Here is a 24,209-nt window from a genome sequence, read left to right as displayed (position 1 = left end):
CGTATTGAGGATCGGCCCCCGGAGCCAAAACGCTCCCCGGGGAAGCCCGGCCGCCCGCCGCCGCCCACGGCCGACCTGCCGTCGGCGCCGCCCGCGGCTACCCTGGACGGGGGGACGGTCGGCAGTGCCCCGACGGAGGCGATCTCATGAGACGACGCCATCACTTCCACATCGATCATGCGGGGCACTCCGTCAGCGCCACCGTCGAGACCGGCCGCCACGTCGAGGTGGAGATCCTGGTCGACGGCAAGGAGACCGGGCACGGCACCACGCACCACGACCGGCCCGTCACGGTGCAGGTGGAAATCCCGACCGATCCGCCGACATCGGTGTCCGTACGTGCGACACCCGGCCCCGGCGTCCCGCGCTGCGTCCTGGAGGCCCCGGACGCCGTTCCCCAGGTCATGTCCCCGCGTCGTTACTGACGCGGCCGAGCGGCACGCGCCCCGGCCGCGGGGGCCGGGGCTCATGCCGCTCGGGAAGGGATCAGGCGGGCGTCAGCTCGCCTGGAGGGTGACGTCGTCCACGACGAAGGAGGTCTGGAGGGACTGGTCCTCCACGCCCTGGAACGTCAGGGTGACGGTCTGGCCGGCGAACCGGGACACGTCGTAGCTCTTGAGCACGTAGCCCGGGGCCGCGTCCAGGTTGGACAGGGTCTCCAGGGTCTGGCCGCCGACCGAGACGGTGAACCGGTCGTAGACCACGTTCTCGTCCTCGTCGGTGTCGATGTGGAGGTAGAAGGCGAGCCGGGCCGTGGCGCAGCCGGCCGGGAGGGCCAGCGACTGCGACGCGCTGTCGGTGTGCGAAGCGCCGTAGCCGTTCAGCCACGCCATGTACGCGCCGCTGTGCGAGACCTGGCCGGACTGGTTGGTGACGACCCCGGCGGTGGCGGTCCACGGGCTGCTTCCGCTCTCGAAGCCGCCGTTGACCACGACCTGCTTCGGGGTGCACGTACCCCCGCCGCCGACGGTCAGGGTGTAGGTGGTGCTGTGGGCGACCGTGCCGGTGCCGGTGACGGTCAGGGTGTAGGTGCCCGCCGCGGTGGCCGCGCCGACCTGCACGGTGAGCGTCGAGGAGCCGCCGGACTGCACGGAGGCCGGGCTGAGCGTCGCGGTCACCCCGGACGGGGCGCCGGAGACCGACAGGGCGAGCGTCTGCGGGCTGCCGCTCACGGTGGTGGTGTTCACCGTGGAGGTGACGCTGGTGCCCGGGGTGGCGGAGCCGGCCGCCGGGGAGGTGCCGATCGAGAAGTCCTGCGCCGGGGTGTCACCGCCGACGGCCTGCTTCCAGATCGCGTAGGCGACCCCGTCGGCGCTGCGGTCCAGCACCGTCGCGTTGATGTTGTTCGCCGTGTCGCAGGAGCTGTGGTAGCAGGAGTCGTACGCCGCGTTCGCGGTGCCGCCCCACTTGGTCGCCTGCGCCGAGGTCTTGCGGGCGCTGGCGCCGGCCGCGTAGCCGGAGGTGGGGATGCCGCCCTGCTGGAAGGAGTAGTCGTCGCTACGGCCCTGGCCCTCGGTGTTCTCCTCGGGGGCGAGGTTCAGCGAGGTCCAGTACGCCTTCAGCGGTGCTGCGGTGGTGGAGTTGAGGTTGTTGATGAAGTAGCCGCCGTTGGGCGAGCCGACCATGTCGAAGTTGTAGTAGCCCTTGATGGCGGCCTTCTCGGCGCTGCTGAGCCGGCCCACGTAGAACTCCGAGCCGTTCAGGCCCTGCTCCTCGTCGGTCCACCAGGCGAAGCGCACGTGCTTGGTCAGGGTGGGGCTCTTCTGGGCGAGGACGAGCGCGTTCTCCAGCAGGGTCGCGGAGCCCGAGCCGTTGTCGTTGATGCCCGGCCCCGCCGAGACGCTGTCGAGGTGGGCGCCGAACATGACGGTCTGGTCGGCCGGACCGCCGGGCCAGTCCGCGATCAGGTTGTTGGACGGGTAGGTGCACGAGGTGCAGTTCTGCTCGGTGACGGTGAAGCCGGCCGCCTGCAGCCTGCCCTTGATGTACGCCACGGACTGGGTGTAACCGGCGCTGCCCGCCCGGCGGTTGCCGCCGTTCTGCGAGGCGATGGTGTTCAGCTGGGTCAGATGCGCCTGGACGTTGGCCACGTTGATGTTCGGCGGGTCGTTCCCGGGCTGGGTACTGCCGACGCTGAGCGCGTAGTCGACGGTGTGCGCGAGACTCGGGCCCTGGCCCTTGACCGTGACGGTGGAGGAGCCGGGCGCCGCGTTGGCCGTGGCGGACAGGGTCAGCGTCGAGGACTGGCCGGACTGGACGGTGGCCGGGTTGAAGGAGGCGCTCACCCCGGACGGCAGGCCGGTGGCCGTGAGCGTCACCTGCTGCGCCTGGCCGGTGGTGGTGCTGGTGGTCACGGTGGTGGTGACCGAGGCGCCCTGCTGGACGGTGCCCGAGGACGGGTTCAGCGCCATCGAGAAGTCGTCGTTCTGCCCGCTCGGGGTGCAGGTCGGGTCGCCCGGCTGGGCGGGCACGCTGATCGCGTCCCAGGCGGCCTTGGTCCTGGTGAACAGGTTGCAGGTGGCCGGGTCGAGCGACTTGGCGGAGCTGAGCGTCGCCGTGCGGTACTTCTTGTAGGACATGCTGCTGGTCTTGAGCAGCATCCCGCCGTAGAAGATCTTGCCGGCGGTCTGCACGCCGACGCCGGTGACCGTGGACTGGTTGCAGGTGGGGCTGCTCGGCTTGCCGCCGCCCGGGTTGCTGCCCTCGGCCAGCAGGTAGAACCAGTGGTTCAGGGGCCCGGCGGCCGCGTGCACCTCGGTGCCGGGTATCGCGGAGCTGTAGCAGGCCGGGTCGTTGTTGACGGCCGGCGGGTTGTACATGTTCCGGATCGGCCCCCGGCCCTGGAGATTGATCATCTCGCCGACGGTGTAGTCCGGGGTGTCGTACGGGGCCGGCTCGTTCGCGTACGCCTCGGTCAGCGCGCCGAAGATGTCGCCGGTGCCCTCGCCGAGCCCGGACTCCTGGCCGCTGGTGCCGCCGGGGGTGTTGGAGTCGATGGCGTGCCCGTACTCGTGGCCCACCACGTCGATCCCGGCGATCCACTCGTTGGCGCTGTTGTGCCCGATGGTGACCGAGCTGCCGTCCCAGTAGGCGTTGAGGTCGCCCAGGCCCACCTTGCCGGGGAAGCTGCGGCCGTTGCCGCTGACGCCGTTGCGGCCCAGCCACTGGCTCAGCATGTCCCACTGCTTCTGGGCGGCGAACATCAGGTCCGTGCAGCCGGTTTCCTTGGACGTCGCGTTGCCCGTGCCCCAGGAGTCCGAGGACTTCGTGAACACGCTGCCGGTGCTGTAGTCGGCGCAGCTCAGACCGGGCCGGTTCGGGTCGCGCAGCGAGTACGAGCCGCCCGAGGCGGTGGTGTCGATGGTGAGCGGGTTCGGGCCGTTCCACTTGCTGGAGCCGCTGCCGGCGACGACCTCGTCGTGGCGGTCCACGACCTTGCCGGTGCGGGCGTCCACGAACACGTGCAGCTTGCTGGGCGCGGTCTTGGTGCTGCCGGAGAGGACGGTCTCCCAGGCGAGGACCTGCTTGTCGTCCTTGATCTTGACGACGAGCCGGCTGCCCTGCACCTCGTCGACCTTGGCCAGCTCCGCACGCGAGACGGCCTCGGCCGCCTTCGCGGTGACGGAGGGGGTGGTCGCCACGTCGATCGCGCTGGCGGAGGCCGACTGGACGGCGCGTACCCGGCCCTCGCCGTCGGCGAGGACGACCGCGTCGCCGCCGACGACCGGCAGGCCGCGGTAGCTGCGCTCGTAGGAGACGGAGTACAGGTCCTGCACCCACGGGGTGACCAGGCGCCGGTCGTACTGCTGTTGGGGCGAGTTGACCAGGGTGTCGAGGCCGCTGCGGACCGCCGCGTCGGCGGCGGTGACCGCGCGCTCTGCGGACTTGGCCTGCGGGGAGGGTGCGGGGGGCTGAGCCTGTGGTGAGGCGGACGCGGCGGTGGCCAGCGTGCCGGCGAGGCCCGCGGTCAGCGCCATGGCCGCCACGGAGGCCATCCATCTGGTGGGCTGCAAGAGTCCACTCCGATCGTGTGTGGGGGGTACGGGTGGGTGTTGGCGCCGAGTATGGGCGTGGACATGGCGAGATTGGGACATACCTGCGCGCATAAGGTCCGCGTTATGGTGCCGTGGGGTCACGCTGCGTAAGCTGCCGGAATGCAGCTGGAGTTGAGGCATCTGCAAGCCGTGTGCCAGATAGCGGAGTCCGGCAGTCTCGGTGGCGCGGCCCGGCGGCTGGGGGTCTCCCAGCCAGCGCTCTCCGCGCAGCTGCGCAGGATCGAGCGGGTCACGGGCGGCGAGCTCTTCGTCCGCGGCCGCAGCGGGGTGGAGCCCACCCCGCTGGGCCAGTTCGTCCTGGCCAAGGCGCGCCGCGTGCTCACCGAGATGGAGACCCTCGGCGCCGAGACCCGCGCGATGGCGACCGACGCCCCGCTGCGCCTCGGCTGCATCCTGCTCGTCCTGATCGACGGACTGCTCGCGCGGACCGACCTGACCCTGTCCGGGCGGGAGATCACCGTGGACGTGGAGGATTCGGTGACCGCGCTCGTACGGATGCTCGGAGCGGGCCGGTTCGACGTCATCGTGTACGGCGAGGTCAACGACCACGAGGTCGCGCTGCCCCAGGGCACCCTGGCCCGGACCCTGGTGCCCAAGGAGCCCTTCTGCATCCGGATGTCCACCCGGCACCCGCTGGCGGGTCGGGAGGTCCTGGACCTCGCCGAACTGGCCGGCGAGCAGTGGATGACCCTGGTGGAGGACGACGACGGCGGTCCCGAAGCGCTGGTCGAGGCCTGTGCGAAGGCCGGCTTCGCCCCCTCCCTGCGCCACCGGATCACCGACCGCAAGATGCGGCACGACCTGGTGGCGGCGGGCCGCGCCATCTCGCTCACCCAGCCCACGGCCCCCGCGGTGGAGGGCACGGTGATGCGCCCGCTGCTCGGCACTCCGATCACGGGCCGTATCCGGCTCGCCTGGAACCGCTCGGCGGTCTCCGCCGGCCAGGCGGACTCCCTCTACCGCGCGGCGGCCGGCGCGTACCTGGCCAACGTGGACAACAACCCGTTCCACCGCGCGTGGTGGAACGCTCATCCGGAGGCGCACCCGGTCCTCGGGTGAGCGTGCGCGGCCCTGAGGGGAGCCGGCGCGGCCCTCAGGGGCGGAGGGGCCCGGAGGACGGCAGCAGCCGGTCGTCGTGGACGAGGCCGGCCACGTGGTCCGACACCATGTCGAGGATCGCCGCCGCCGCGGCCGCGTCGCCGAGCACGAGGAAGTTCAGGGTCAGCCCGTCCGTCATCGCCGCCAGGTAGCGGGCCAGCACGGGGACGGGTACGCGCAGTCCGGTCCCCATACCCAGGCGGACCTGCTCGATCAGTTCCGCGTACGTCGCGCAGTACAGCTCGTGCTGGCGCCGCGCCAGGTGCTCGAACCCCGGCTCGCGCAGGGCGTACTGGGTGAGCTCGTACGTGAGCATGTGCTCGGCGGGGTGGGTGCGGACGTGGTCCCAGTAGGCCTGGAAGCCGGCCCGGACGGTCTCGCGGAGGGTGGTGCGCGGCAGGATCGCCTCCCTGACCACCGCCAGATAGTGCTCGGTGATCGTCTCGATGACCGATTCGAGCAGCGCCTGCTTGGAGTCGAAGCAGTAGTGGAAGACGCTCAGCGACACGCCCGCCTCGGCGGCGATCGACCGGGTCGTCGTCCTGGGGACGCCGTCGCGGGCCATCGCGCGGATCGCGGCCTCGGTCAGCTGCCTGCGCCGCTGCGCCAACGGCATCCGTGCCATGCGGAATCGGTTCCCTTCGTACGCGCGGAGGTACGGCCGGGGCCGGGGCCCTCGGGATCGGACGAGCCGATCCCGAGGGCCCCGGCCCACGGGCGCCGCTTCGGGCCGTCAGCTGCTGTAGACGCCGACTTCGTGCAGCGAGTAGCCCCACTGCGTGCCGCGGCCCGCTCCGTGGACGCGTACGTACCGGGCCGGGACCCCGGCGAACCGCGCCGTGTCCAGGCCGCCGTCGCCGGTGGTCGTGGACCACACCGTCTGCCAGTTCACGTCGTCCGTCGAGACCTCGATCCGGTACGACTTCCCGTACGCGCGCTCCCAGTCGAGGGTGACGCGCTTGACGAGGCCGGGGGAGCCGAGGTCGATCCGCAGCCACTGGTCGTCGTTCCAGTCGCTCGCCCAGCGGGTGCCCGTGTCCCCGTCCACGGCCCGGCCGGGCGCGTAGCTGACGAACGGGTTCCACTCGGCGGAGCTGGCCGAGGCGGGCGCGCCCGCGGCGAGGTTGACGCCGGCCTTGTGCTGCTCGGACGCCCCCCAGGTGCGCAGGTAGGACTCGGCGCCCTTGAAGAGGTCGTCCACGACACCCTGGCCGCCGACGAGCCGGATGTCCTCGATCCAGTCGGGGACGAGGCCGTAGTGCGCGGCGCCGTCGGTGTTGAGGTCCCAGGTGCGCTGCCCGGTGGTCTGCTTGTCGATGACGGAGCCGCCGTCGGTGCTGCGGAACGGGTACTTCACCGGGTTCGGGGTGTCGGCTCCGCGCGGGCCGGGCCAGCCGCCGACCCCGTTCATGTCGGTGCCGTACCCGTAGCCGACCTGGTACTTGTCGCGCAGCGCCTTCGTACGGGCGGCCTCGCCGCTGAACCCCTGCGCCCCGTTCATGTACTGGGCGGCGAACCCGCCCAGCTTGTAGAGGCGTTCGGTCCAGCCCAGGTCCATCCAGCTGTGCGAGGAGATCACGCCCGGGTAGGACTCGGATTCGAGGATGTCGAAGGCCCGGCCCGCGGCCTTGACGCTCATGTGGTCGACTTCGAGCATCATCTTGCGTTTCATCATGCCGCGCACGGCGTACTCACCGAGGTCGGTGAGACCGCGGGAGTTGCACTGCGCGTCCGCCGCGTACGAGGGGACCGACACCCCCGCCGGCAACTCCTTCTGCGCCGATGGCGCCGGTGCCAGGCCGATCGGGTTGTCGTGCTGCGGGCCGGTGCACTGCTCGGTCTTCCAGAAGGTTCCGGTGGACAGGAACTGCCCGACGTTGATCGCCGTTCCCAGCGCGCCCTCGTCGAAACGGACCCCGCACAGGGCGTTGTCGAACTTGTGGCAGAGGAACATGCTGCGCACGCCGAGCCGGTACAGCTCGTCGAGGCCGCGGTCGATGTCCGCCTTGCTGCACTGGGAGACGTCCAGGATCTGCTTGCAGCCGAACGGCTCGGAGGTCTCCACGCCCAGGACCACGGCCAGCTTGCCCTGCTGGACGACGTCGCGGGCCTGCGCGGAGTCGGTGACGATCCGGAACCAGCCCTTGCCCGGGCCGCCGTACATCTTGTCGATGAAGGCCTGCATGTCGTACGTCTTCTGCGCCTCCAGGCGGATGGCGGTCATCTCGTCGCAGCTGCGGTCCTTGAAGAAGTAGACCGAGCAGATCACCCCGTTGGTGACGAGGTCGTTGACGAGGACGCGCTGGCCGCCGCGCCAGGCGCGCTCGATCCAGGCGTAGTAGTTCTGCTGGTGGGTGAGGGAATCGTGGGCGGGCCAGTCCTTGAACGTCGGCCAGCCGGTGGGGTCGTGCTTGCCGTCCCCGCCCTTGGTGATGAAGTCGAAGATCGCGAGGGAGCCGTCGGGGTAGTGCTCGGGGCAGTCCTTGAGGGCGTCGGCCACCCCCAGGTCGGAGAACGCCTTGCCGCAGATGAGCCGGCCGCCGAAGCCCTCGTTGGACATGATGTGGTCGTGGGCGTCGACGAAGCCCCGGACCCGCCCCTGGGCGTCGGTGCCCTTGAACGGCTCGCCCGTGACGTTGATCTGGGAGTCGGGCCCGGGTCGCGCGGTGGGGTTCCACCAGCCGGCATCGCCCTCGGCGGCCGCGCCGGGCGCGGGGCCGAGGGCCATGGCCACCATGGCGAGGAGAAGGGCGAGCAGCGCGAGGGGCCTGCGCCTTCGGTGCGGGGCTCGGGTCATGGTCATCACTCACGTCATCGATCGGTGGATGGCGCGGTCGAGGACGCATACCGTCTGAGGGAGCCGGCTGATTGTCATGTCCCGCGCAGGCATTGCGACGAGAATGGCTACCGGCGGTAACAGAGTCAAGAGTCCGGGACGGTTGACCTGATGGAATGTCAGGTGTTGGGCCGGGTTGATCCGTGGGAGCGCCGCGGGCGGGCGCCGGGGTTAGGCCGTGTCTTTCGGATCATGCTCCCCCAGCTCCGCTGGGAGGTGCCCCCAGGCCCGCGGCGTCCGGCACCGCACCTCGCCGCGTTCTCGTCGGTCGCCGACGTCCCCCAGCTACCGCTGGGAGGTGCCCCCACCGCGTCGACTCCCTCCTCCGCCTTGCGATGCACGGCGCCAGACGCCGCGGGCTGACCCGGCCTGATCCAAAAGACACGGCCTACTCGGCGCCCTCGCCGAGGACGGCCGCGACGCCCTGCGCGAGGCAGGGGACCCGGTGCGCCGGGAGCCCCGCGATGTTGATCCGCCCGGCCGTCGTCCCGTAGATGGCGAATCGGCTGCGCAGCCGCAGCATCTGGCGTGCCGTCAGCGGCAGCATCGAGAACATCCCCTTCTGCCGCGCCAGCACATCGGCCTGCGCGCCCCACCCCAGCGCGGTCAGCTCCGCGGCCAGCCCGCGCCGGTTGTCCTCGATCCGGACCCGCATCCCGTCCAGCTCGGCGCGCCACAGGGCTCGCAGCCCGTCGTCGTCGAGGATCGCCGTCACCACCGCGGCCCCGTGCTCCGGCGGCATCGAGTACAGGGTGCGGGCGGCGTTCTGCAGCGCCGTCTCCACGTGCCGCAGCGACTGGCGCGAGGCGCCGAGTACGACGGCGCAGCCGGTCCGGTCGCTGTACAGCCCGAAGTTCTTCGAACAGCTGATGGCGACGAGCATCTCCGGCACCCGCTCCGCCAGCAGCCGCGTGGCCGCCAGGTCGGCCTCCAGGCCGTCGCCGAGCCCGTGGTACGCGAGGTCCACGAACGGCACCCAGCCGCGCTCGGCGGCGAGCTCGGCCACGGCCTCCCAGGCCTGCGCGGACGGGTCGACCCCGGTCGGGTTGTGGCAGCAGCCCTGGAGCAGGACGACGTCGTCGCGCCGCGCCCCACCGAGGTCACGCAGCATGCCCGCCGTGTCGAAGCGTCCCTCGGCGTCGAGCCAGCCGTACGTCCGCACGGTCAGCCCGGCGGCCTCCAGGATGGGCCGGTGGTTGACGTACGCCGGGTCGCTGATCCACACCGTCGTGCCCGGCCGGGTCCGGCAGATCAGATCGGCCAGCAGCCGCAGTGCGCCGCTGCCCGCGACGGTCTGGACGGCCACGGCCCGCTCGGCCGCGCCGCCGCCGGAGCCCAGGACCAGTGACAGCATCGCCCGGTTGAAGGCGGCATTGCCGGAGAGCCCCCGGTACTCCTTGGAGGCCGAGCGCTCCGCCAGGCGCATCTCGGCCTCGCGCACGGCCGCCATGACCGGGGTGCCGCCCGTCTGGTCGCGGTAGACGCCGAGCACGAGGTTCAGGCGCTCGGGCCGGGCGTCGGCGCCGTACGCCTCGGTGAGGTCCCACAGCGGGTCCACGGGCGGCGGGAGGAGGAGCTCAAGCATGATCGGGAACCTCGGGCTGGATGCGGGGGAGGGGGCGGTTGCGGTCGCGCGGTCGCCGGTTGGCGAGGGCGACGCCCGCGGTGATGAGGGGGACGCCGACGAGCACGGCCGCGGTCGGCGACTCGCCGAGCAGGGGGATGGCGAGCAGGACCACGGCGACCGGGCTGAGGCTGCCCACGGTGGAGCTGCGCTCCGCGCCGAGGCTGCGGATGGCGAAGGCGTACAGCAGGCCCGCGCACAGGCCGACCCCCAGCCCCTGCACCACCAGGAACAGGGCGATGTCGCTCCCCGCGGCCGAGGCCAGGCCGGTGGGCAGCACCCCGGTCAGGACCAGGAGCGCCATCACCGCGAACGAGGGCAGGCACAGCAGGCCGATCGATCCGACGGGATCGAGGTCCACTTCCTTCAGCCCGACCGTGTACAGGGCCCACAGCCCGCTCGCGACGAGCAGGATGCCGGCGCCGGCCAGCACCTGCGTGTTCAGCGGGACGACGTAGCGCCAGACCAGGGCGACCACGCCGACCGCGATCAGCCCGAGGCCGGCCGCCTGCGTGCCCCGGGGCGCGCCCCGGCCGCCGGCGACCATCAGCGCGGAGACGAAGAGCGGGACCATCCCGGGGACGATGGAGCCGACGAACGCCGCCGAGGTGAGCGAGCCGCCGTACATCGCGGCCAGGAAGAACGGCACCCCGGCCCCACAGGCGATCTTGAGCGCGGTGGCCGGGCGGACGGCGGCGATCCGCCGGCGGCGCCGCCACAGCGCGGGCGCCAGGACGAGCAGCGGGACGCCGAAGCGCAGCAGGGCCGCGTCGGCGGGCAGCAGGGAGGAGGAGCTCAGGGCCCGGGCGCTGAGCGCGAAGGCGGCCCAGATCAGCACGGTCACGACCAGTGCCAGGGTGCCCTTCGCCTGCGGGGACAGGCGCAGGAGGCCGGGGGCGCGGGCGGCCGGCGGGGCCGCCGTCGCGGGTCCGGCATTCGTGGTGACCAAGGGGCTCCTCCAGCCTCGGGGGGCCGGATCCGGCCAAGCAGCAACGCTAGGTCTTTTGCCGGGGCAGCCGATTGCCAGTTCTGTCTCTCGGACATACGTTTGAGGCAGAATCTGCCAAGGAGTGGCCGAGGAGGGGCGATGGACGCAGTCGATCTGCAGATCATCCGCGAATTGCAGGCCGACGGAAGGCTGTCCAACCAGGACCTCGCCGACCGGGTACGGCTGTCCCCGTCGCCCTGTCTGCGCCGGGTGCGGCGCCTGGAGGAGGCCGGCCTGATCCGCGGCTACACGGCCATGGTCGACCAGGTCGCCTTCGGCCTGCCGATCACGGTCTTCGTCCGGATCCGCCTGGACCGCCACACGAAGGAGGCGGTCGCCGTCTTCGAGGGGCACGTCGCGCTCATCGAGCACATCCAGGACTGCTACCTGATGGCCGGAAGTAGCGACTACCTGCTCCGGGTGGTGATCGAGAGCCTGGAGGCGTACGAATCCCTCGTCCGCAACCGGATCCACGCCATCCCCGGCATCGCGTCGATCGAGTCGAGCTTCGCCTTCGGCAGCGTGAAGCAGTCCAGGGTCTATCCGACCCCCTCGTGAAAACCCGACGGGGAACGTGCGGCCGACGGGGAAGTTTCCCGCCAGTGTTACAAGATGGTGATCTTGATCTCGTGGCCACGTGGTATGCAGGGCTGTGGCGTAGATTTGCCCCGATGGCCGGCCTGCCGGGATCGACTGCTTGTTGTCGTTCGAGGTTTGGGTCGAATGCGGTACACGGGGAGGGGCCATATGTTCCGCAATCAGGACGGGCGTGTCTTGAAGCGGTCGCCGAGTGCACGGGAAACAAGTGCACGGGAAAATCGGTTGCGCGACGCCCGATTGCGCTCTCACAGCCGCCGCTTGATACGCCGGCTGGCGCCACAGCTGCCGCTCAGCGTCACCACATTGTGTGAGCTGCTCGGCGAGGACCGTGGCACGCCGATCAGCCTGCTCGAATGGGATCTGCCCGCCGACGGGCCCTTCGGTGTCCTGATCTCGCGCCAGGACGAGGATGTGATCGCCTATCAGGCGAAGACCACCAAAGCGCACCAGGCGCACATCATTCTGCACGAGGTGGGGCACATCATCGCCTATGACATCGCGGGCGAGCGGCCGGCGGGCATGCAGTTGCGGACGTGCTATTCGGACCGGGACGAGCGCGACGCCGAGATCATCGCCTCGACCATCATGAACCAGGCCATTTCCATGAGCCGGCGCGCGCGGCGCTACGGCCTCGACCAGCCGTGGCAGCCCTCGGTCTACAACAGCCTGGTCCTCACAGACGGGCTGACGTGAGCGCACTCAACCTGGTCGCCATCGTCACGCTTCTGGGCGGTGCGGCCTGGATGATCCCCGCACTCGTCCAACAGCGCTTCCGTGACCCCATGCGCCTGCACCTCTTCCTGGCACTGTTCCTCATGGGGCTCGGGAACGTCTTGAGCCAGCCTCGAATCCTCATGTGGCTCGACGGCGTCACTCTCCCCGGGTTCACCAAAATCACCTACAACGTGGCCGTTCTGACCGGTCTCTGCCTCATGGTCGCGTTCCTGCGCGAGAGCCCGCTCACCCGCTGGCGTGCGCCGTGGCCGTGGGAGGTCGTCGCCTGCGCGATCTGCCTGACCGTGATGACCGCGATGACGGTGGCCCTCCCGTCCCCCCTGCGCAACCACGTGCTCACGTCCAGGTACCTCGTCGACTGGCGGGTGCGGACCTTCTACAATTTCGGCAATTTCTACCTGCTCTTCGGGTACGCGGCCTGTGCGGTGCTCGCCGCGCGCCACGCGCGCAAGGGGCGTTCCCTGCACCGGCTTTCGCTGGGCGTCATTTCCGTCGGCCTGACCGCGCTGGCACTCTCCTGCGTATTCCGGTTCCTCTGGGTGAATCTGCCGACGCTGCGCGAGCCGGGGCGGAGGGTCACGTATGCCGATGTCTTCGGATTCGGCCAGATCGCCACGATCGTGGTGTGCGCGGGGCTGAGTCTGCCGGCCTTCGTGAGCGTGGTGCAGATCGTGCGGGAGAGGCTCGACTACCAGACCCAATTCTGCGGTCTGGAGGAACTGTGGAACCGGCTGGTGGAAATCCACCCCGAGCTGGTTCTCGACCACCGCGGCCGCCGGCCCGGTTTCCTCCTCGTGAATGCCCCGGCCGTGTACCGGCGTTACGTGGAATGCCGGGACGGACTCACGAGGCTCGGCCCGTACCTGCAACTCGTGGCGGAGGAGAGGCCGGCGCCCGTGGCGGACGACGATCCGAGGACGTCCGCGTGTCTCGTGGACCGCGCGCTGTGCCGCTTTCTCGAACGGAACGGCCGGGACGACGGCCCGCCGACGGCCTCCGTGTTCGTACTGGCTCCCAAGCTGCGGTGCGGCGCCGGGGGGACCGACTACGAGGAGGATCTCGCCGCGCTCGTCCGGCTCTCCCTCGAACTGCGCGAGATGCGCGACCGGCGGGTGGCGGAGCCGGCGGAGATGTCCTAGAGGCTACGCGCCGTCGCGCTCCGACGGAGGGGTCGGGGTCTGCCGCGACGCGTCCAGCACGTCCATGATCGACAGCAGCTGATCGCGCAGCTCCGGCGTGAACTGGCCCGCCCGCATCGCGATCGACCGCACCTGCCGGTCGGCCAGGGCCGCCCATTCGTCCGGCAGTCCGGCGGTGCGCGCCGGCGGCTCTTCGTCGATGAGGGCGCTCACCGACACCGGCAGGCTCATGTTCCGGCCCTGGAAGTACGTGACGATCGCCGACAGCACGCTGACCGTGGGGTTGGTCTGGGAGCCGTTGCGCAGCGCCGTCAGATAGCTCCGCGAGATCGTCACGCTGTGCCGGGGGTCCTCCGAGATCGCCTGGGCCACCTCGGACGTCGACGGCTCGCGCAGGCGGCCCACCGCGTCCGCCGTGGCGGCGTCGGCAAACCAGGAGTTCAAGCGTTCCGCCAGCGTTGCCATGCGTCCGACCTCCGGGGGCTCTTGCGACGTGGGTTGGGTATGTGAGCACAGAGGTCTTCAGGCTCGACGAGGTTCCCATGTGCGCGCGCGCTCGCTTGTTATATCGGCGCTTGCGGAAATTTTAACACACGCGACGCCGCCGAAGTCGTGCTGCTACTATATTGGACGAGACGCCGATACAGACTTCTCTTGCCTTGTCATGTGGCGCTCGAACTGGAGGGGACATGCGTAGCGGTACTGCTTTCACTCAGGGGCTTCGCCAGGCCGTCGACAACGGCCCGGCATGGACGGTCGAGGCCGTCCGCCAGGTGCGTTACCACGTCGTCAGCTCCGACGGCCTCTTCTCGCCGGACAACACGGCACTGCTGACCGGCTGCCCGGAGGTGCCCATGAACCGGGGCGACCGGCGGCTCGTCGTCATCGACGAGAACGTCGATCTGCTCTACGGCGCCCAGGTGCGCGCCTACTTCGCCGCCCACGGGATCGACGCGACCGTCGTGGCCCTGCGGGCCGACGAGACCGTGAAACAGTGGGACGCCGTGTGCCGGGTCGTCGACGCGATGAACAGCTTCGGGATCGACCGCCGCCGAGAGCCCGTCATCGCCATCGGCGGCGGCGTACTGACCGACATCGTCGGCTTCGCGGCCAGCCTCTACCGGCGCGGGACGCCGTACATCCGCATCCCCACGACGCTGATCGGTCTCGTGGACGCCGGAGTCGGGGTCAAGACCGGCGTCAACTACGAGCTCGGCAAGAACCGCCTGGGCACGTACGCCCCGGCGACGGTCACGTTCCTGGACCGGTCGTTCCTGCGAACCCTGCCGCTGCGGCACGTGAGCAACGGCCTCGCCGAGATCCTGAAGATGGCCCTCATCCGGTCCGAGGACCTGTTCAACCTGCTGGAGAGCCACGGCGCGGCCGTACGCGCCGACCGGCTCCAGGGGACGTCCCGGGAACTCGCCACGGCCGCGAACGCGATCATCGCCGAGTCCATCCACCTCATGCTGGAGGAACTGCAGCCCAACCTGTGGGAGTCGACGCTGGAGCGCTGCGTCGACTACGGCCACACCTTCAGCCCCACCCTGGAGATGCACGCGCTCCCCGAGCTGTTGCACGGAGAAGCCGTCGTGATCGACATGGCGCTGACGACGGCCCTGGCCACCCTGCGCGGCGATGTCAGCGCGGCCCAGGCCGAGCGCGTCTACGCCGTGATCCGGGCGCTCGGCCTGCCGCTGTGGAACGACGTGCTGCACGACACGACACTGCTGGAGGACGCCCTGCGGGACACCGTGCGCCACCGGGACGGCCAGCAGCGGCTGCCGCTGCCGATGGGCATCGGACGGCACCGCTTCGTCAACGACGTCACGCCCGCGGAACTGCGCGACGCCGCGCAGCTGCTGGGCGAGCACGCCGGAACGCCGGCCCGGGCCGCCACGGCGCCCGTATACGAGCGGATCGGCGCATGACCGCGGACACGGCGGTGGTGGTCGGCGGATCGACCGGGATCGGCCGGGGCGTCGCCGACGCCTGGGCCGCCCGGGGCATCGAGACCCACGTCTTCAGCCGCAGCAGGCCGGCCGGCCCCGGCGCCGACCGGCTCGTGTGGCACCGCCTCGACTTCCTCGACGCCGAGCAGGCCAAGGAGGCGCTGCGGTCCGGCATGCCGTCCCGGGTCGGCCTGGTCTGCTACTCGGCCGTCTACTTCACCGCCCGGCGCGAGCCGTTCCTGGAGACCGACGACACCGACTGGACGGACCAGTTCGCCATCAACGTGCACGGTTTGGCGTGGACGCTGAAGGCGACCCTGCCCGTGCTGCGCGAGGCCGCTCCCGGACTGTTCCTGCACATCTCCTCCGAGGTGGTCTACAACGCCGGTCCGAACCGGTCGGGCTATGCCGCCACCAAGGCCGCGGCCAGCTCGCTCATCCAGTCGGTCTCCGAGGAGACCGACCCCTCCGGGGTGCGCCTCGTCCAGGCGCTCCCCGCAGGCATGGTCGACACCCCGGGCATCCGCGCCCGCCGGGCGCAGGACTTCGACTACAGCGGCTACATGGCCCCGGCCACGTTCGCGCCGCTGGCCGCCGAACTCGCCCGGAGCCGGGGCGCGGCCGAGCACGGCGAGGCCCTCGTCGTGCACGCCGACGGCAGCTGGTCGCCCGTCGGTGACGGTGCGCCGGCGTCCCAGTCGCGCCCCCTGGCCAACTCCCCCCGGTAGGAGAACCCCTTGCCACACCTGCACACGTCAGCGCTGCTGTTCGACATGGACGGCACGCTGGTCGATTCGACCGCGCTCGTCGAGTCCACCTGGGCCGGCTTCTGCGCCCGGCACGGACTGGCCCTGCCGGACGTCCTGGCCTACGCGCACGGCCGCCCGACCCGGGAGACCGTGAGCCGCTTCCTCCCCGATCCGGAGCTCGCGGCCGCGGAGACCCGGCGGCTCGTCGCGGACGAGGAGTCGCAGACCACCGGGATCACCGCGATACCGGGCGCGGCCGAACTCCTCGCCGCCCTGCCGCCGGACGCATGGGCCGTCGTGACCTCGGCCGGCCGGAGGCTGGCCGAGGTGAGACTCGCCGCCGCGGGACTGCCACTGCCGGAGGTCATGGTGACCGCGGACGACGTGGCCCACGGCAAGCCGCACCCCGAGGGCTACCTGCGGGCCGCCACCGTGCTGGGGGTCGAACCGGCCGCCACGATCGTGTTCGAGGACTCCGGTGCCGGTGTCCTGGCGGGGCTGGAGAGCGGCGCACGCACCGTCGTCATCGGAGGCCTGACCACGTACGACGACGCGGCGGAGCGGTACGCCGACTTCCGCGGGTTCCGGGTCGCCGAGCCGGAGTCCGGGTCTGCATGCGTCGTCCTCACCGTTCCCGAGCCGGTCACCGCCCGTACGGGGGGCGCGCGGTGATCGACGCCCCTGCGGTGCCCCGTACGCGACGCGTCGCCGCGGCCACGTTCGCGGCGGACGTCGGCGGCACCTGGACGCGGCTGCGGGTCGGCGGAGAGCAGGCGCCCGTGGAGCGGCTGCGCTCGCCCAGCAGGCTCAACCAGCCGGGCCGGTCCGTCGCCGAACTGCGGGAGGACATGGTCGCCCTGCTCTGCCGGGCGGCGCCTCCCGGCGCCCGGGCAGCGCTCTCCTTCGGCGCGGCCATCGACCACCTCACCGGCACGGTGTACGGATCGGCGCCGCTGTGGGGACCGGAGGCCGCACCGTACGACCTCGCGGCGGCGCTGCGCCGGCGCCGTCCCGACGTCACCTGGAACCTGGTCAACGACGTCACCGCCGCCCTCGCGGACTTCGCCGCCGGGCACGCCGGGCCCGGCACCCGGCGCATCGGGTACCTGACCATCAGCAGCGGTATCGCGCTGCGCGTCGCCGACTGGGAGCGCAAGCACATTCCGGTCGACGACCGGGGCCTGCAGGGCGAGATCGGCCATCTCCCGGCCATGGTCACGGGTTCCGTGCCCGAGCGCTCGGGGCTGCCGTGCGCCTGCGGCGCCCCCGGCCACCTGGCCGCGATCGCCTCCGGTCCCGGCATCGCCCGTCTCGCCGAACGGCTGGGCCTCGCCGCGGGTTCCGAACTCCCGGCATGGCTCCCCGAGGCGATCGCGGCAGGGGACCCCGGCGCGCGGCGGCTGCTCGAACTGTGCGTCGAACCGGTCGCGAACATGCTGCGCACCCTGTGGTGCCTCGACCCGCACCTCGACCTGCTGGGGCTGGGCGGGGGAGTGGTCGAGGGGCTCGGCGCCCCCTACGCCGAGGAGCTGCGCCGGCAGCTCGCCGCCGCGACCTCCTACGCCGACCGCGGCCGGGACGCGGAGTGGCTCGCCGACCGGCTGGTGTTCTGCGGCCCCGGCGCGGTCGACGCGCTGCGGGGCGCGGAACGCATCGGGGAGTGGCTGCCGGGGATTGTCCCGTGAGCGCGGCCACCCACCGCGTGCTGCGGCGGCTGGCCCCGGACGCCCGGGGCCGCACCCGGGTCGAGGTCGCAGAGGTGCCGACCCCGCGCCTCGCACCGGGCGACGCCCTGCTGGCTCCGGCCGTCGCCGGGATCTGCGGCACCGACTGGCAGATCCTGCGCGGGCTGCGGCCCGACGCGAGCCCCGTTCTGGGACACGAAGGCGTGGCCCGCCTGGTGGAGCCGGGGGACTGCGGACTGCCGGCGGGCTCGCTGGTGACCGTGAACCCGACCCACCCCGACGACCCCTCGTTCCTGCTGGGGCACAATCTGCCGGGCCTGTGGGCCGAACGCACCCGCATCCCCGCCACCGCCGTACGCGCGGGACTGGTGCTGCCGGTGCCGGACGGAGCGGACCGGCCGCGGGTGGCGGCACTGGCCGAGCCGCTGGCCTCCGTCCTGTACGGCCTGCGCACGGCCCTCCGTACGACACGCCCCGCTGCCCTGGTGGTATGGGGCGACGGGATAGTCGGACGGCTGGCCCGCGATGCCTGGCAGCGCGAACTCCCCGGGTTGCCCACGCTCCTGGTGGGCCACGGCCCCGATGCCGTCCACCCCGGGGATCCGGGCCTGCCGCAGGCGCTCGCGGCACTGCCCTCACCGGTCGCCGCGGTGATCGCCACGCCGCGCACCGGGACGCGGGAAGCGCTGTCCGCCCTGGACCTCCACGTACGGGGCACGCTGCTGGTCGACGTGCACGCGGGCCTGCCCTCCGGCCGCATCCCCCTGTCCGCGGGCCGCATCGACGTCGCGGCCCTGCGCGCGGACAACTGCGGGGGCAGGCCTTGGCCGCCGCGGGTGCACCGCTTCGACCGGCCTGCCGGACCACTGCTGCTCCACGGCCACCGCGGGGTGTCGGGGGAGCACCTGCGGCAGGCGGTCGGACTCCTCTTGGCACAGGACGGCGAAGAACCCCTGGGGGCGGACGTACTGACCCACGAGGTGGACCTGGCGGGCGCGGCGGACCTCGTCAACTCGCTGCTGGCTTCGGGCGGCCGGGTCGCCGACGGGCGGCGGGTGCTCAAGACCGCCATCCGGATCGGCGGACGGCCGTGACGGCCGTGACGGCCACGGCGGCCGCGACCACCAGGCCCGCGGTCGCCGCGCCGCAGTGGCGGATCAGCACCGACCGGCGGGCAGCGGCACGCATGGCCGTGGCGGCCGGATCCGACCTGCTGCACCTCGACTTCGGAGGCGCCCACCGCGGCCCCCTGCTCAGCGAACCCGCCGAACTGCGCGCGGCCGAGGCGATCGCCGAGCACATCCCGGTCCCCGTCCTCGCGGTCAACCACGTCAACGACATCGGACTGGCGGACGAGCGGGGAACCGCCGATCCGGCGGCGCTCGCCGTACTGGAACGGGCCCTGGACTGCGCACTGCGCCTGGGGGTGCAGGTGCTCCACGTCCCGGGCTTCCGGCGGAGCCTGCCGAGGACCGAGCGGCTGAGGGCCGGTACGGCCGACGCCCTGCGCACCCTGGGCGAGCGCGTCGCGCAGGCGGGCCTCACGCTCGCGTACGAGTCGCCCCTCGGCCCCCGCGATTCGCTCGCCCTCGCCCGCGCGGTGGACCACCCGGCCCTGCGCCTGGTGCTGGACACCGGCAACCTCGAAGAGGCTGGGGAGGACCCCCTGGCCTTCGCCCGGGAGGTCGCGGCGCACGGGCTGCTCCTGCCGGACCTGCACGTGAAGGACGCAGCCCCCGGTCCCGCCCCCGCCGCAGACGGAGCCGCGCCGCCGCCCGGCTCCGCCTTCCACGCGCTGCCCGCCCTGCTGCGGCAGTGCGCCGTCCGCTCCGTGCTCGTGGAGAACGACTACCGGCAGGCGCCTGACCGCCTGCGCGAGGACGTCACGCTCTGCCGCAACGCGGCCGGGCTCAGCCCTATATGAGGACGCACGATGAAAGCCATTCAGCTCACCGGCCCCCGCACGCTGTCGGTCGCGGAGGTCGACCCGCCCGAACCGAGCCCCGGGGAGGTCCTGGTCCGGGTGCGTCTGCTGGGCCTGTGCGGAACCGATTTCGGTTTCTACGACGGCACCAGCAACTATCTCCGCGACGGCCTGAAACGCTACCCCTTCGTCCCGGGGCACGAGTGGATGGGCACGGTGGTCGGCCTCGGCCCCGGCGTGGACCCGGCCCTGGCGGGACAGCGGGTCTCGGGGCACAACTTCCGTACCTGCGGCCGGTGTCCGCAGTGCCGGGCCGGCCGCATCCGCTACTGCCCGGACCGCAGCGAGATCGGCGTGCTCGGCGACCGCCCGGGCGCCGGCTCACAGATGATCGCCGTACCGGTGGACACCCTGACCCGGATACCCGACGGGCTCTCCGACGAGGCGGGAGCCCTGCTGGAGCCGACCGCCGCCGCGGTCCACGCGCTGGACCGGCTGGAAGTGGGCGACCGCGACCGCGTCGCCGTCCTCGGTGCGGGCACGCTCGGGCTGGCGGCGGCCCAGGTCGCGCGGGCCCTGGGCGCCGACCCCGTCGTCTTCGACCCGCAGCCAGGCGCCCGGGAGTTGGCGGGCCACCTCGGACTGCGCGCCTCGGAGGCACCCGCCGACGCGGACGAGGGGGCGTACGAGGCCGTGATCGAGGCGTCCGGCAGCACGGCCGCCGTCCGCGCGGCCGTCCGGCTGGTCGCGCCCGGCGGACGGGTGGCCCAGCTCGGGACCCCGCACCACGCCGTCGACGGATTCGACGCGGCGGCCCTGGTGATCCGGGACGTCACGGTCCACGGCGTCCTGTCCGGCATCGGCTACTGGGACCGGCTCGTGACCCTCGTGGAACGGGGCGCGGTGGATCTGGACGCCCTCGTCGACCGGGTCTTCCCGCTCGGCGAACTGGACGCCGCTTACGCCCGCTTGACGGACGGCGGGCGAGGCCGGCCCAAGGTCCTGGTGCGGCTCGATCAGGGCGTCGGCGCCGAGGCGGGCCGATGAGCCGTACGGCGGCGCCTGCGCCCGCGGCGGCCGGGCGGATCGACGGACCCACCGCGGCACGGCTGGCCGTGCTCGCCGGGGCCGCGTTCGTGTACGTCACCTTCGAGGTCTTCCCGGTCGGGCTCATCACGGAAATCGCTGCCGACCTCGATGTCACGGCCGGTCAGGTCGGGCTGCTCATCAGCGGATACGCCGTGGTCGCCGCCGTGGTCACCGTTCCGACCGTGGCGCTCGCCGCGCGCGTCTCGCGCGGCACGGCCCTGATGGTCTCGCTCGGGGTCCTGGTCGTCGCGGAGGTGCTCGCCGCCGCTTCGACCGGGTTCGCCATGATGGCCGTCAGCCGGGTCGCCGCGGCGCTGACCCACGGGGTGCTGTGGTCGCTGATCGCGCCGGCGGCCGCGACCCTGGTGCCGCGTGAGCACGTGGGAACCGCCACCGCCGCGGTGTTCGGCGGTGCGTCGCTCGCGGCGATCGTGGGCAGCCCCGGTACGACGCTCATCGGCGGGCTGATCGGCTGGCGGGCCACCGCCCTGGTGCTGGCGGCCGCCACGGTGGCGGTGACGTACGCGCTCACCTGGGCCCTGAGGCCGCAACGGACCGGCTCCGCGGGAACGGAGGACGCCCCGGCCGTGCCCGCGCTCGCGGAAGAGGGTCGGGTGGACTGGCCCGCCGTCCTTGCCCTGTGCGGCGTCGCGGTGGTGCTCGTCACCGCGCACTTCCTCAGCTACACGTACTTCGCCCTCATCGTCACCGAGGTCACCGGGGCTTCGGGCGCGGTCGTCGTGCTGCTGGCGGCCTTCGGTGTCGCGGGGGCCGCCGGGACCTACCTCATCGGCAGGCACAACGACCGCGCCCCGCAGCGCGCGGCGACCGTGACCATGGCGGCGTTCGCAGCCGGGGTCGGCCTCCTGGCCCTCGCGTTCGTACCGGCTCCGCGGGCGGTGCAGTACGCCGTCGTCGGCGCCGCCGTCGCCGTATGGGGCGGGGCGTTCGCCGCCGCCGGGCCGGTGTTCCAGACGGCGGTCATGCGCCTGGCGGCACGGGACGCCGACCGGGCCTCCTCGGTCTACGTCACGGGCTTCCAGATCGGGATCGCCGGCGGATCGGCGCTGGGCGCCGCCCTGCTCGGCCGGTCGGCCGCCTGGCTGCCGACGGTGTCGCTCGCCCTCGGGGCGGTGGTCCTGGCCGTTGTTCTCGTACGTCGGCCGGTCCCAGCGCTCTCTTAGTGTTCAAGCTGCTTGTATATAAGACAAGTTGCTACTAGGGTCATCTTGAGGCTTTGGAAACGGCTTTGTGTACGCCGATTCCTCCGACCTACTCCCACCGCTGCCCGCTGCTCACGAGAGGCAATTCATGCGGTCCCGTATGGCTGTATTGATCCTGGCCATCTTCTGCGTCGGCACCGCCGAACTCGCGCCGAGCGGAATGCTGGGCGACCTGGCCGCAGACCTGTCGGTGACCATCCCCACCGCCGGCCTCCTCGTCACGGTCTACGCGCTGACCGTGGTCGTCGGAGGGCCGATCGTCACCGCCGTCTCCACCCGCATCCGCCGCAAGTACCTGCTCGTGGCGCTGCTCCTGGTCTCCGTCGCCGGCAACGTCGTCTCCAGCCTCGCGCCCACCTTCGGCCTCCTGGTCGCCGGCCGCATGCTGACCGCTGTCATCCACGGCACCTTCCTCGCCGTCTGCGTCGTCACCGCGGGCAGCATGGCCGCCGAAGGCCGCGAGGGCTCCGCCGTCGCGGCCACCCAACTCGGCGTCAACCTGGCGACGGTGCTCGGCGTCCCCCTCGGCACCCTGGTCGCCCAGCAGTTGAACTGGCGCGCCACCTTCGGCAGCGTCGCCGTACTCGCCCTGATCGCCGCGGCCCTGATCCTGCTGGTGATCCCGGACGACGGGCGCACGGCCGGCTCATCGGCCGCGCACGAGCTGAGGGTGTTCAAGGACTGGCAGGTGGTCGGCACCGTACTGGCCACCGTCCTGTGCTCCGGCGGCATGTTCACGCTGATCACGTACATGGTGCCGCTGCTCACCGACGTCGGGCACTTCCCCTCGGCCTGGGTTCCCGTCGTACTCGTCGCCTACGGTCTGGGGTCCATCGCGGGCAACACCCTCGGCGGCCGGTCCGCGAACCGGTCCGCCGACGCGGCCGTCTTCCGCCAGTCCTGGACGCTCGCCGCCGTTTGCCTCCTGTACTGGTTCGCCGCGCCCTCGGCGATCGGCACGGCCGTCTTCCTGGTCCTGTTCTCCATGGCCACCTTCGCCCTGATCCCCGGACTCCAGGCCAAGGTCCTCTCCGCTGCGGCGGACGCGCCGACGCTGTCCCTCACCGTCAACATGTCCGCGTTCGGCCTCGGCGCCGCGCTCGGCTCCTGGGCCGGCGGGCAGGTCATCGACCAGGGCTTCGGCACCCGCGCGGTGACGATCGGCGCCGCCGCGTTCACCGCCCTCGGTGCCCTGCTGCTCACCCAGACCGTGCGTGCCGCGCGCCGCCGCCCGAAGGCCGTCGGCTCCGAGGCCGTCACCTCCGCGCCGGCCTCCTGAACCGCGTCCACCGAACGAGACCGAACCAGATCGAACGAGAGAGTCAGCCAGCCCCATGCCCAGCAGCCTCGCCTCGCCCGCCAGACCCAAGCTCCCTTCGCTGACGGGACTGCGGTTCATAGCCGCCGCCCTGGTCTTCTTCTTCCACGCCTCCCTGATCTTCATATCGATGAACCCGTTCGCCGACGAGGGGGTCGCCGACGGTTTCCGCTGGCTGTTCAGCAAGGCCGGCTGGATGGGCGTCTCGTTCTTCTTCGTGCTCAGCGGGTTCGTCCTGACCTGGTCGGCCAGGCCGAACGACACGGTCACCGGGTTCTGGCGCCGGCGCCTGATGAAGATCTTCCCCAACCACATCGCCACGTGGGCGCTGACCATCGTGCTGTTCGCCGGAACGGCGGTCCCGCTCAAGGTGTGGCTGCCGAACCTCTTCCTGCTCCAGTCGTGGTTCCCCGACCCGGCCGTCCACATGGGGCTCAACACCCCCTCCTGGTCGCTCTGCTCCGAGCTGCTCTTCTACCTGCTCTTCCCGTTCCTGATCGGTCCCGTGCTGCGGATCAAGGAGCGTGCACTGTGGGGCTGGGCCGCCGCCATGGCCGCCTGTCTGGTGGCCGTACAGCTGGTCACCGATTTCCTGGCACCGAGCAGCCCGCCGGCACCGGGCACCGACGTGACGGTCTGGCAGTTCTGGTTCGGGTACAACTTCCCGCCGGTGCGGATGTTCGAGTTCGTGCTCGGCATGATCCTCGCCCGGCTCGTACTGGCCGGGGCGTTCCCCCGGATCCGGATCCTCCCGGCCGCCGTGCTGTGCGTGGTCGGCTACGCCGTGGCGCTGGCGGTGCCGTTCCTGTACGGGCTCAACGTCGCGACCATCGTGCCCGTCGCGCTGCTGATCTGCGCGGTGGCCCGGGCCGACGTCGAAGGCGCACCGACCGTGCTGCGCGGGCGCACGATGCGGTGGCTCGGCGAGGTCTCCTTCGGTTTCTACCTCGCCCAGCAGATCGTCCTGTCCTTCGCGCGCACGACGCTGATGGAGCACCGGACGTACGCGACCCCGACCGGCATCGCCGTCGTGGCCGCCGAGTTCGCCGGTGCGCTCGCCCTCGGCTGGCTGCTCCTGGTCTGCGTGGAACGCCCGGCGATGCGCCGCTGGGCCCGCCCCCGCCGCCCGGACCGGGAGCAGGCGGTTCCCGCCGAAGCCCCGCCGCAGCGCCGGCTGACCCACGTCTCCTGAAA

General features: G+C 71.9%; 21 protein-coding genes. 15 read left to right on the top strand and 6 right to left on the bottom strand.

All coding sequences use genetic code 11. The annotated features are described in order from the left end of the window. The first annotated feature begins 146 nt into the window (after window positions 1–146). Window positions 147–425 (top strand): hypothetical protein, encoded by a 279-nt coding sequence (locus OG509_RS06750; protein ID WP_406180926.1) that lies wholly within the window; start codon window positions 147–149, stop codon window positions 423–425. A 72-nt stretch (window positions 426–497) separates the two neighbouring features. On the opposite strand, the gene OG509_RS06745 is transcribed toward OG509_RS06750, so the two are convergent. After that, the gene (locus tag OG509_RS06745) at window positions 498–3,995 is read right to left on the bottom strand and encodes a M28 family peptidase (protein ID WP_406187491.1); all 3,498 of its coding nucleotides are present in this window, start codon (window positions 3,993–3,995) and stop codon (window positions 498–500) included. Between the two features lie 159 nt (window positions 3,996–4,154). Between OG509_RS06745 and OG509_RS06740 the strand changes: the two genes are divergently transcribed. Next, the gene (locus OG509_RS06740) at window positions 4,155–5,114 is read left to right on the top strand and encodes a LysR family transcriptional regulator (protein ID WP_406180925.1); all 960 of its coding nucleotides are present in this window, start codon (window positions 4,155–4,157) and stop codon (window positions 5,112–5,114) included. Window positions 5,115–5,148: 34 nt separating this feature from the next. On the opposite strand, the gene OG509_RS06735 is transcribed toward OG509_RS06740, so the two are convergent. The 4 genes from OG509_RS06735 to OG509_RS06720 form a co-directional block, all read right to left on the bottom strand. Beyond that, window positions 5,149–5,778, bottom strand: coding sequence for a TetR/AcrR family transcriptional regulator (locus OG509_RS06735; protein WP_406180923.1), 630 nt, complete (start codon window positions 5,776–5,778; stop codon window positions 5,149–5,151). Window positions 5,779–5,886: 108 nt separating this feature from the next. Further along, complete coding sequence (locus tag OG509_RS06730) at window positions 5,887–7,950, bottom strand: discoidin domain-containing protein (protein WP_406187490.1); 2,064 nt, start codon at window positions 7,948–7,950, stop codon at window positions 5,887–5,889. Between the two features lie 427 nt (window positions 7,951–8,377). Further along, a complete protein-coding gene (locus OG509_RS06725; protein WP_406180921.1) occupies window positions 8,378–9,574 on the bottom strand; it encodes an aromatic amino acid transaminase in 1,197 nt (398 codons plus the stop codon). Beyond that, a complete protein-coding gene (locus OG509_RS06720) occupies window positions 9,567–10,562 on the bottom strand; it encodes an EamA family transporter (protein WP_406180919.1) in 996 nt (331 codons plus the stop codon). Before OG509_RS06720 ends, OG509_RS06725 begins: the two co-directional genes overlap by 8 nt. Window positions 10,563–10,700: 138 nt before the next feature. Here OG509_RS06720 and OG509_RS06715 point away from each other — a divergent pair, with 138 nt between their 5' ends. From OG509_RS06715 to OG509_RS06705, 3 genes are all read left to right on the top strand, one after another. Next, the gene (locus tag OG509_RS06715) at window positions 10,701–11,159 is read left to right on the top strand and encodes an Lrp/AsnC family transcriptional regulator (protein ID WP_406180917.1); all 459 of its coding nucleotides are present in this window, start codon (window positions 10,701–10,703) and stop codon (window positions 11,157–11,159) included. A gap of 189 nt (window positions 11,160–11,348) precedes the next feature. After that, window positions 11,349–11,894: a hypothetical protein gene (locus OG509_RS06710; RefSeq protein WP_406180915.1), complete on the top strand. Its 546-nt coding sequence runs from the start codon at window positions 11,349–11,351 to the stop codon at window positions 11,892–11,894. Then, window positions 11,891–13,075, top strand: a complete 1,185-nt coding sequence (locus tag OG509_RS06705; RefSeq protein ID WP_406180913.1) for an MAB_1171c family putative transporter — start codon at window positions 11,891–11,893, stop codon at window positions 13,073–13,075. The genes OG509_RS06710 and OG509_RS06705 overlap by 4 nt, the downstream gene beginning before the upstream one ends. A 3-nt stretch (window positions 13,076–13,078) precedes the next feature. Here OG509_RS06705 and OG509_RS06700 read toward each other — a convergent pair whose 3' ends face one another. Next, entirely contained in the window at window positions 13,079–13,519 is a 441-nt protein-coding gene (locus OG509_RS06700) for a hypothetical protein (protein WP_406180912.1), read from the bottom strand. A 245-nt stretch (window positions 13,520–13,764) separates the two neighbouring features. Between OG509_RS06700 and OG509_RS06695 the strand changes: the two genes are divergently transcribed. The 10 genes from OG509_RS06695 (at window position 13,765) to OG509_RS06650 (ending at window position 24,207) form a co-directional block, all read left to right on the top strand. Beyond that, the gene (locus OG509_RS06695) at window positions 13,765–15,006 is read left to right on the top strand and encodes a sedoheptulose 7-phosphate cyclase (protein WP_406180909.1); all 1,242 of its coding nucleotides are present in this window, start codon (window positions 13,765–13,767) and stop codon (window positions 15,004–15,006) included. Continuing rightward, entirely contained in the window at window positions 15,003–15,755 is a 753-nt protein-coding gene (locus OG509_RS06690; RefSeq protein WP_406180907.1) for an SDR family NAD(P)-dependent oxidoreductase, read from the top strand. Before OG509_RS06695 ends, OG509_RS06690 begins: the two co-directional genes overlap by 4 nt. 9 nt (window positions 15,756–15,764) lie before the next feature. Continuing rightward, window positions 15,765–16,448, top strand: coding sequence for an HAD-IA family hydrolase (locus OG509_RS06685; protein ID WP_406180905.1), 684 nt, complete (start codon window positions 15,765–15,767; stop codon window positions 16,446–16,448). After that, window positions 16,445–17,461 carry an ROK family protein gene (locus OG509_RS06680; protein WP_406180903.1) on the top strand — a complete coding sequence of 339 codons (1,017 nt, stop codon included), beginning with the start codon at window positions 16,445–16,447 and terminating at the stop codon, window positions 17,459–17,461. Before OG509_RS06685 ends, OG509_RS06680 begins: the two co-directional genes overlap by 4 nt. Then, on the top strand, window positions 17,458–18,555 hold the full coding sequence (locus OG509_RS06675; RefSeq protein ID WP_406180901.1) for an alcohol dehydrogenase catalytic domain-containing protein: 1,098 nt from the start codon (window positions 17,458–17,460) through the stop codon (window positions 18,553–18,555). The genes OG509_RS06680 and OG509_RS06675 overlap by 4 nt, the downstream gene beginning before the upstream one ends. A gap of 5 nt (window positions 18,556–18,560) precedes the next feature. After that, the gene (locus OG509_RS06670) at window positions 18,561–19,385 is read left to right on the top strand and encodes a sugar phosphate isomerase/epimerase family protein (RefSeq protein WP_406180899.1); all 825 of its coding nucleotides are present in this window, start codon (window positions 18,561–18,563) and stop codon (window positions 19,383–19,385) included. 9 nt (window positions 19,386–19,394) lie between these two features. Continuing rightward, window positions 19,395–20,432, top strand: coding sequence for a zinc-binding dehydrogenase (locus OG509_RS06665; RefSeq protein WP_406180897.1), 1,038 nt, complete (start codon window positions 19,395–19,397; stop codon window positions 20,430–20,432). Beyond that, window positions 20,429–21,658 carry an MFS transporter gene (locus OG509_RS06660; protein WP_406180895.1) on the top strand — a complete coding sequence of 410 codons (1,230 nt, stop codon included), beginning with the start codon at window positions 20,429–20,431 and terminating at the stop codon, window positions 21,656–21,658. Before OG509_RS06665 ends, OG509_RS06660 begins: the two co-directional genes overlap by 4 nt. 139 nt (window positions 21,659–21,797) lie before the next feature. Next, complete coding sequence (locus OG509_RS06655; RefSeq protein ID WP_406180893.1) at window positions 21,798–22,976, top strand: MFS transporter; 1,179 nt, start codon at window positions 21,798–21,800, stop codon at window positions 22,974–22,976. 55 nt (window positions 22,977–23,031) lie between these two features. Next, window positions 23,032–24,207, top strand: coding sequence for an acyltransferase family protein (locus OG509_RS06650; protein WP_406180891.1), 1,176 nt, complete (start codon window positions 23,032–23,034; stop codon window positions 24,205–24,207). The last annotated feature ends 2 nt before the right edge of the window (window positions 24,208–24,209 follow it).

The sequence above is a fragment of the Streptomyces sp. NBC_01006 genome, from assembly GCF_045162725.1.
Taxonomy (GTDB): Bacteria; Actinomycetota; Actinomycetes; order Streptomycetales; family Streptomycetaceae; genus Streptomyces.
Note: the sequence above shows the minus strand (reverse complement) of the source record. Positions and strands in the feature narration are given on the sequence as shown.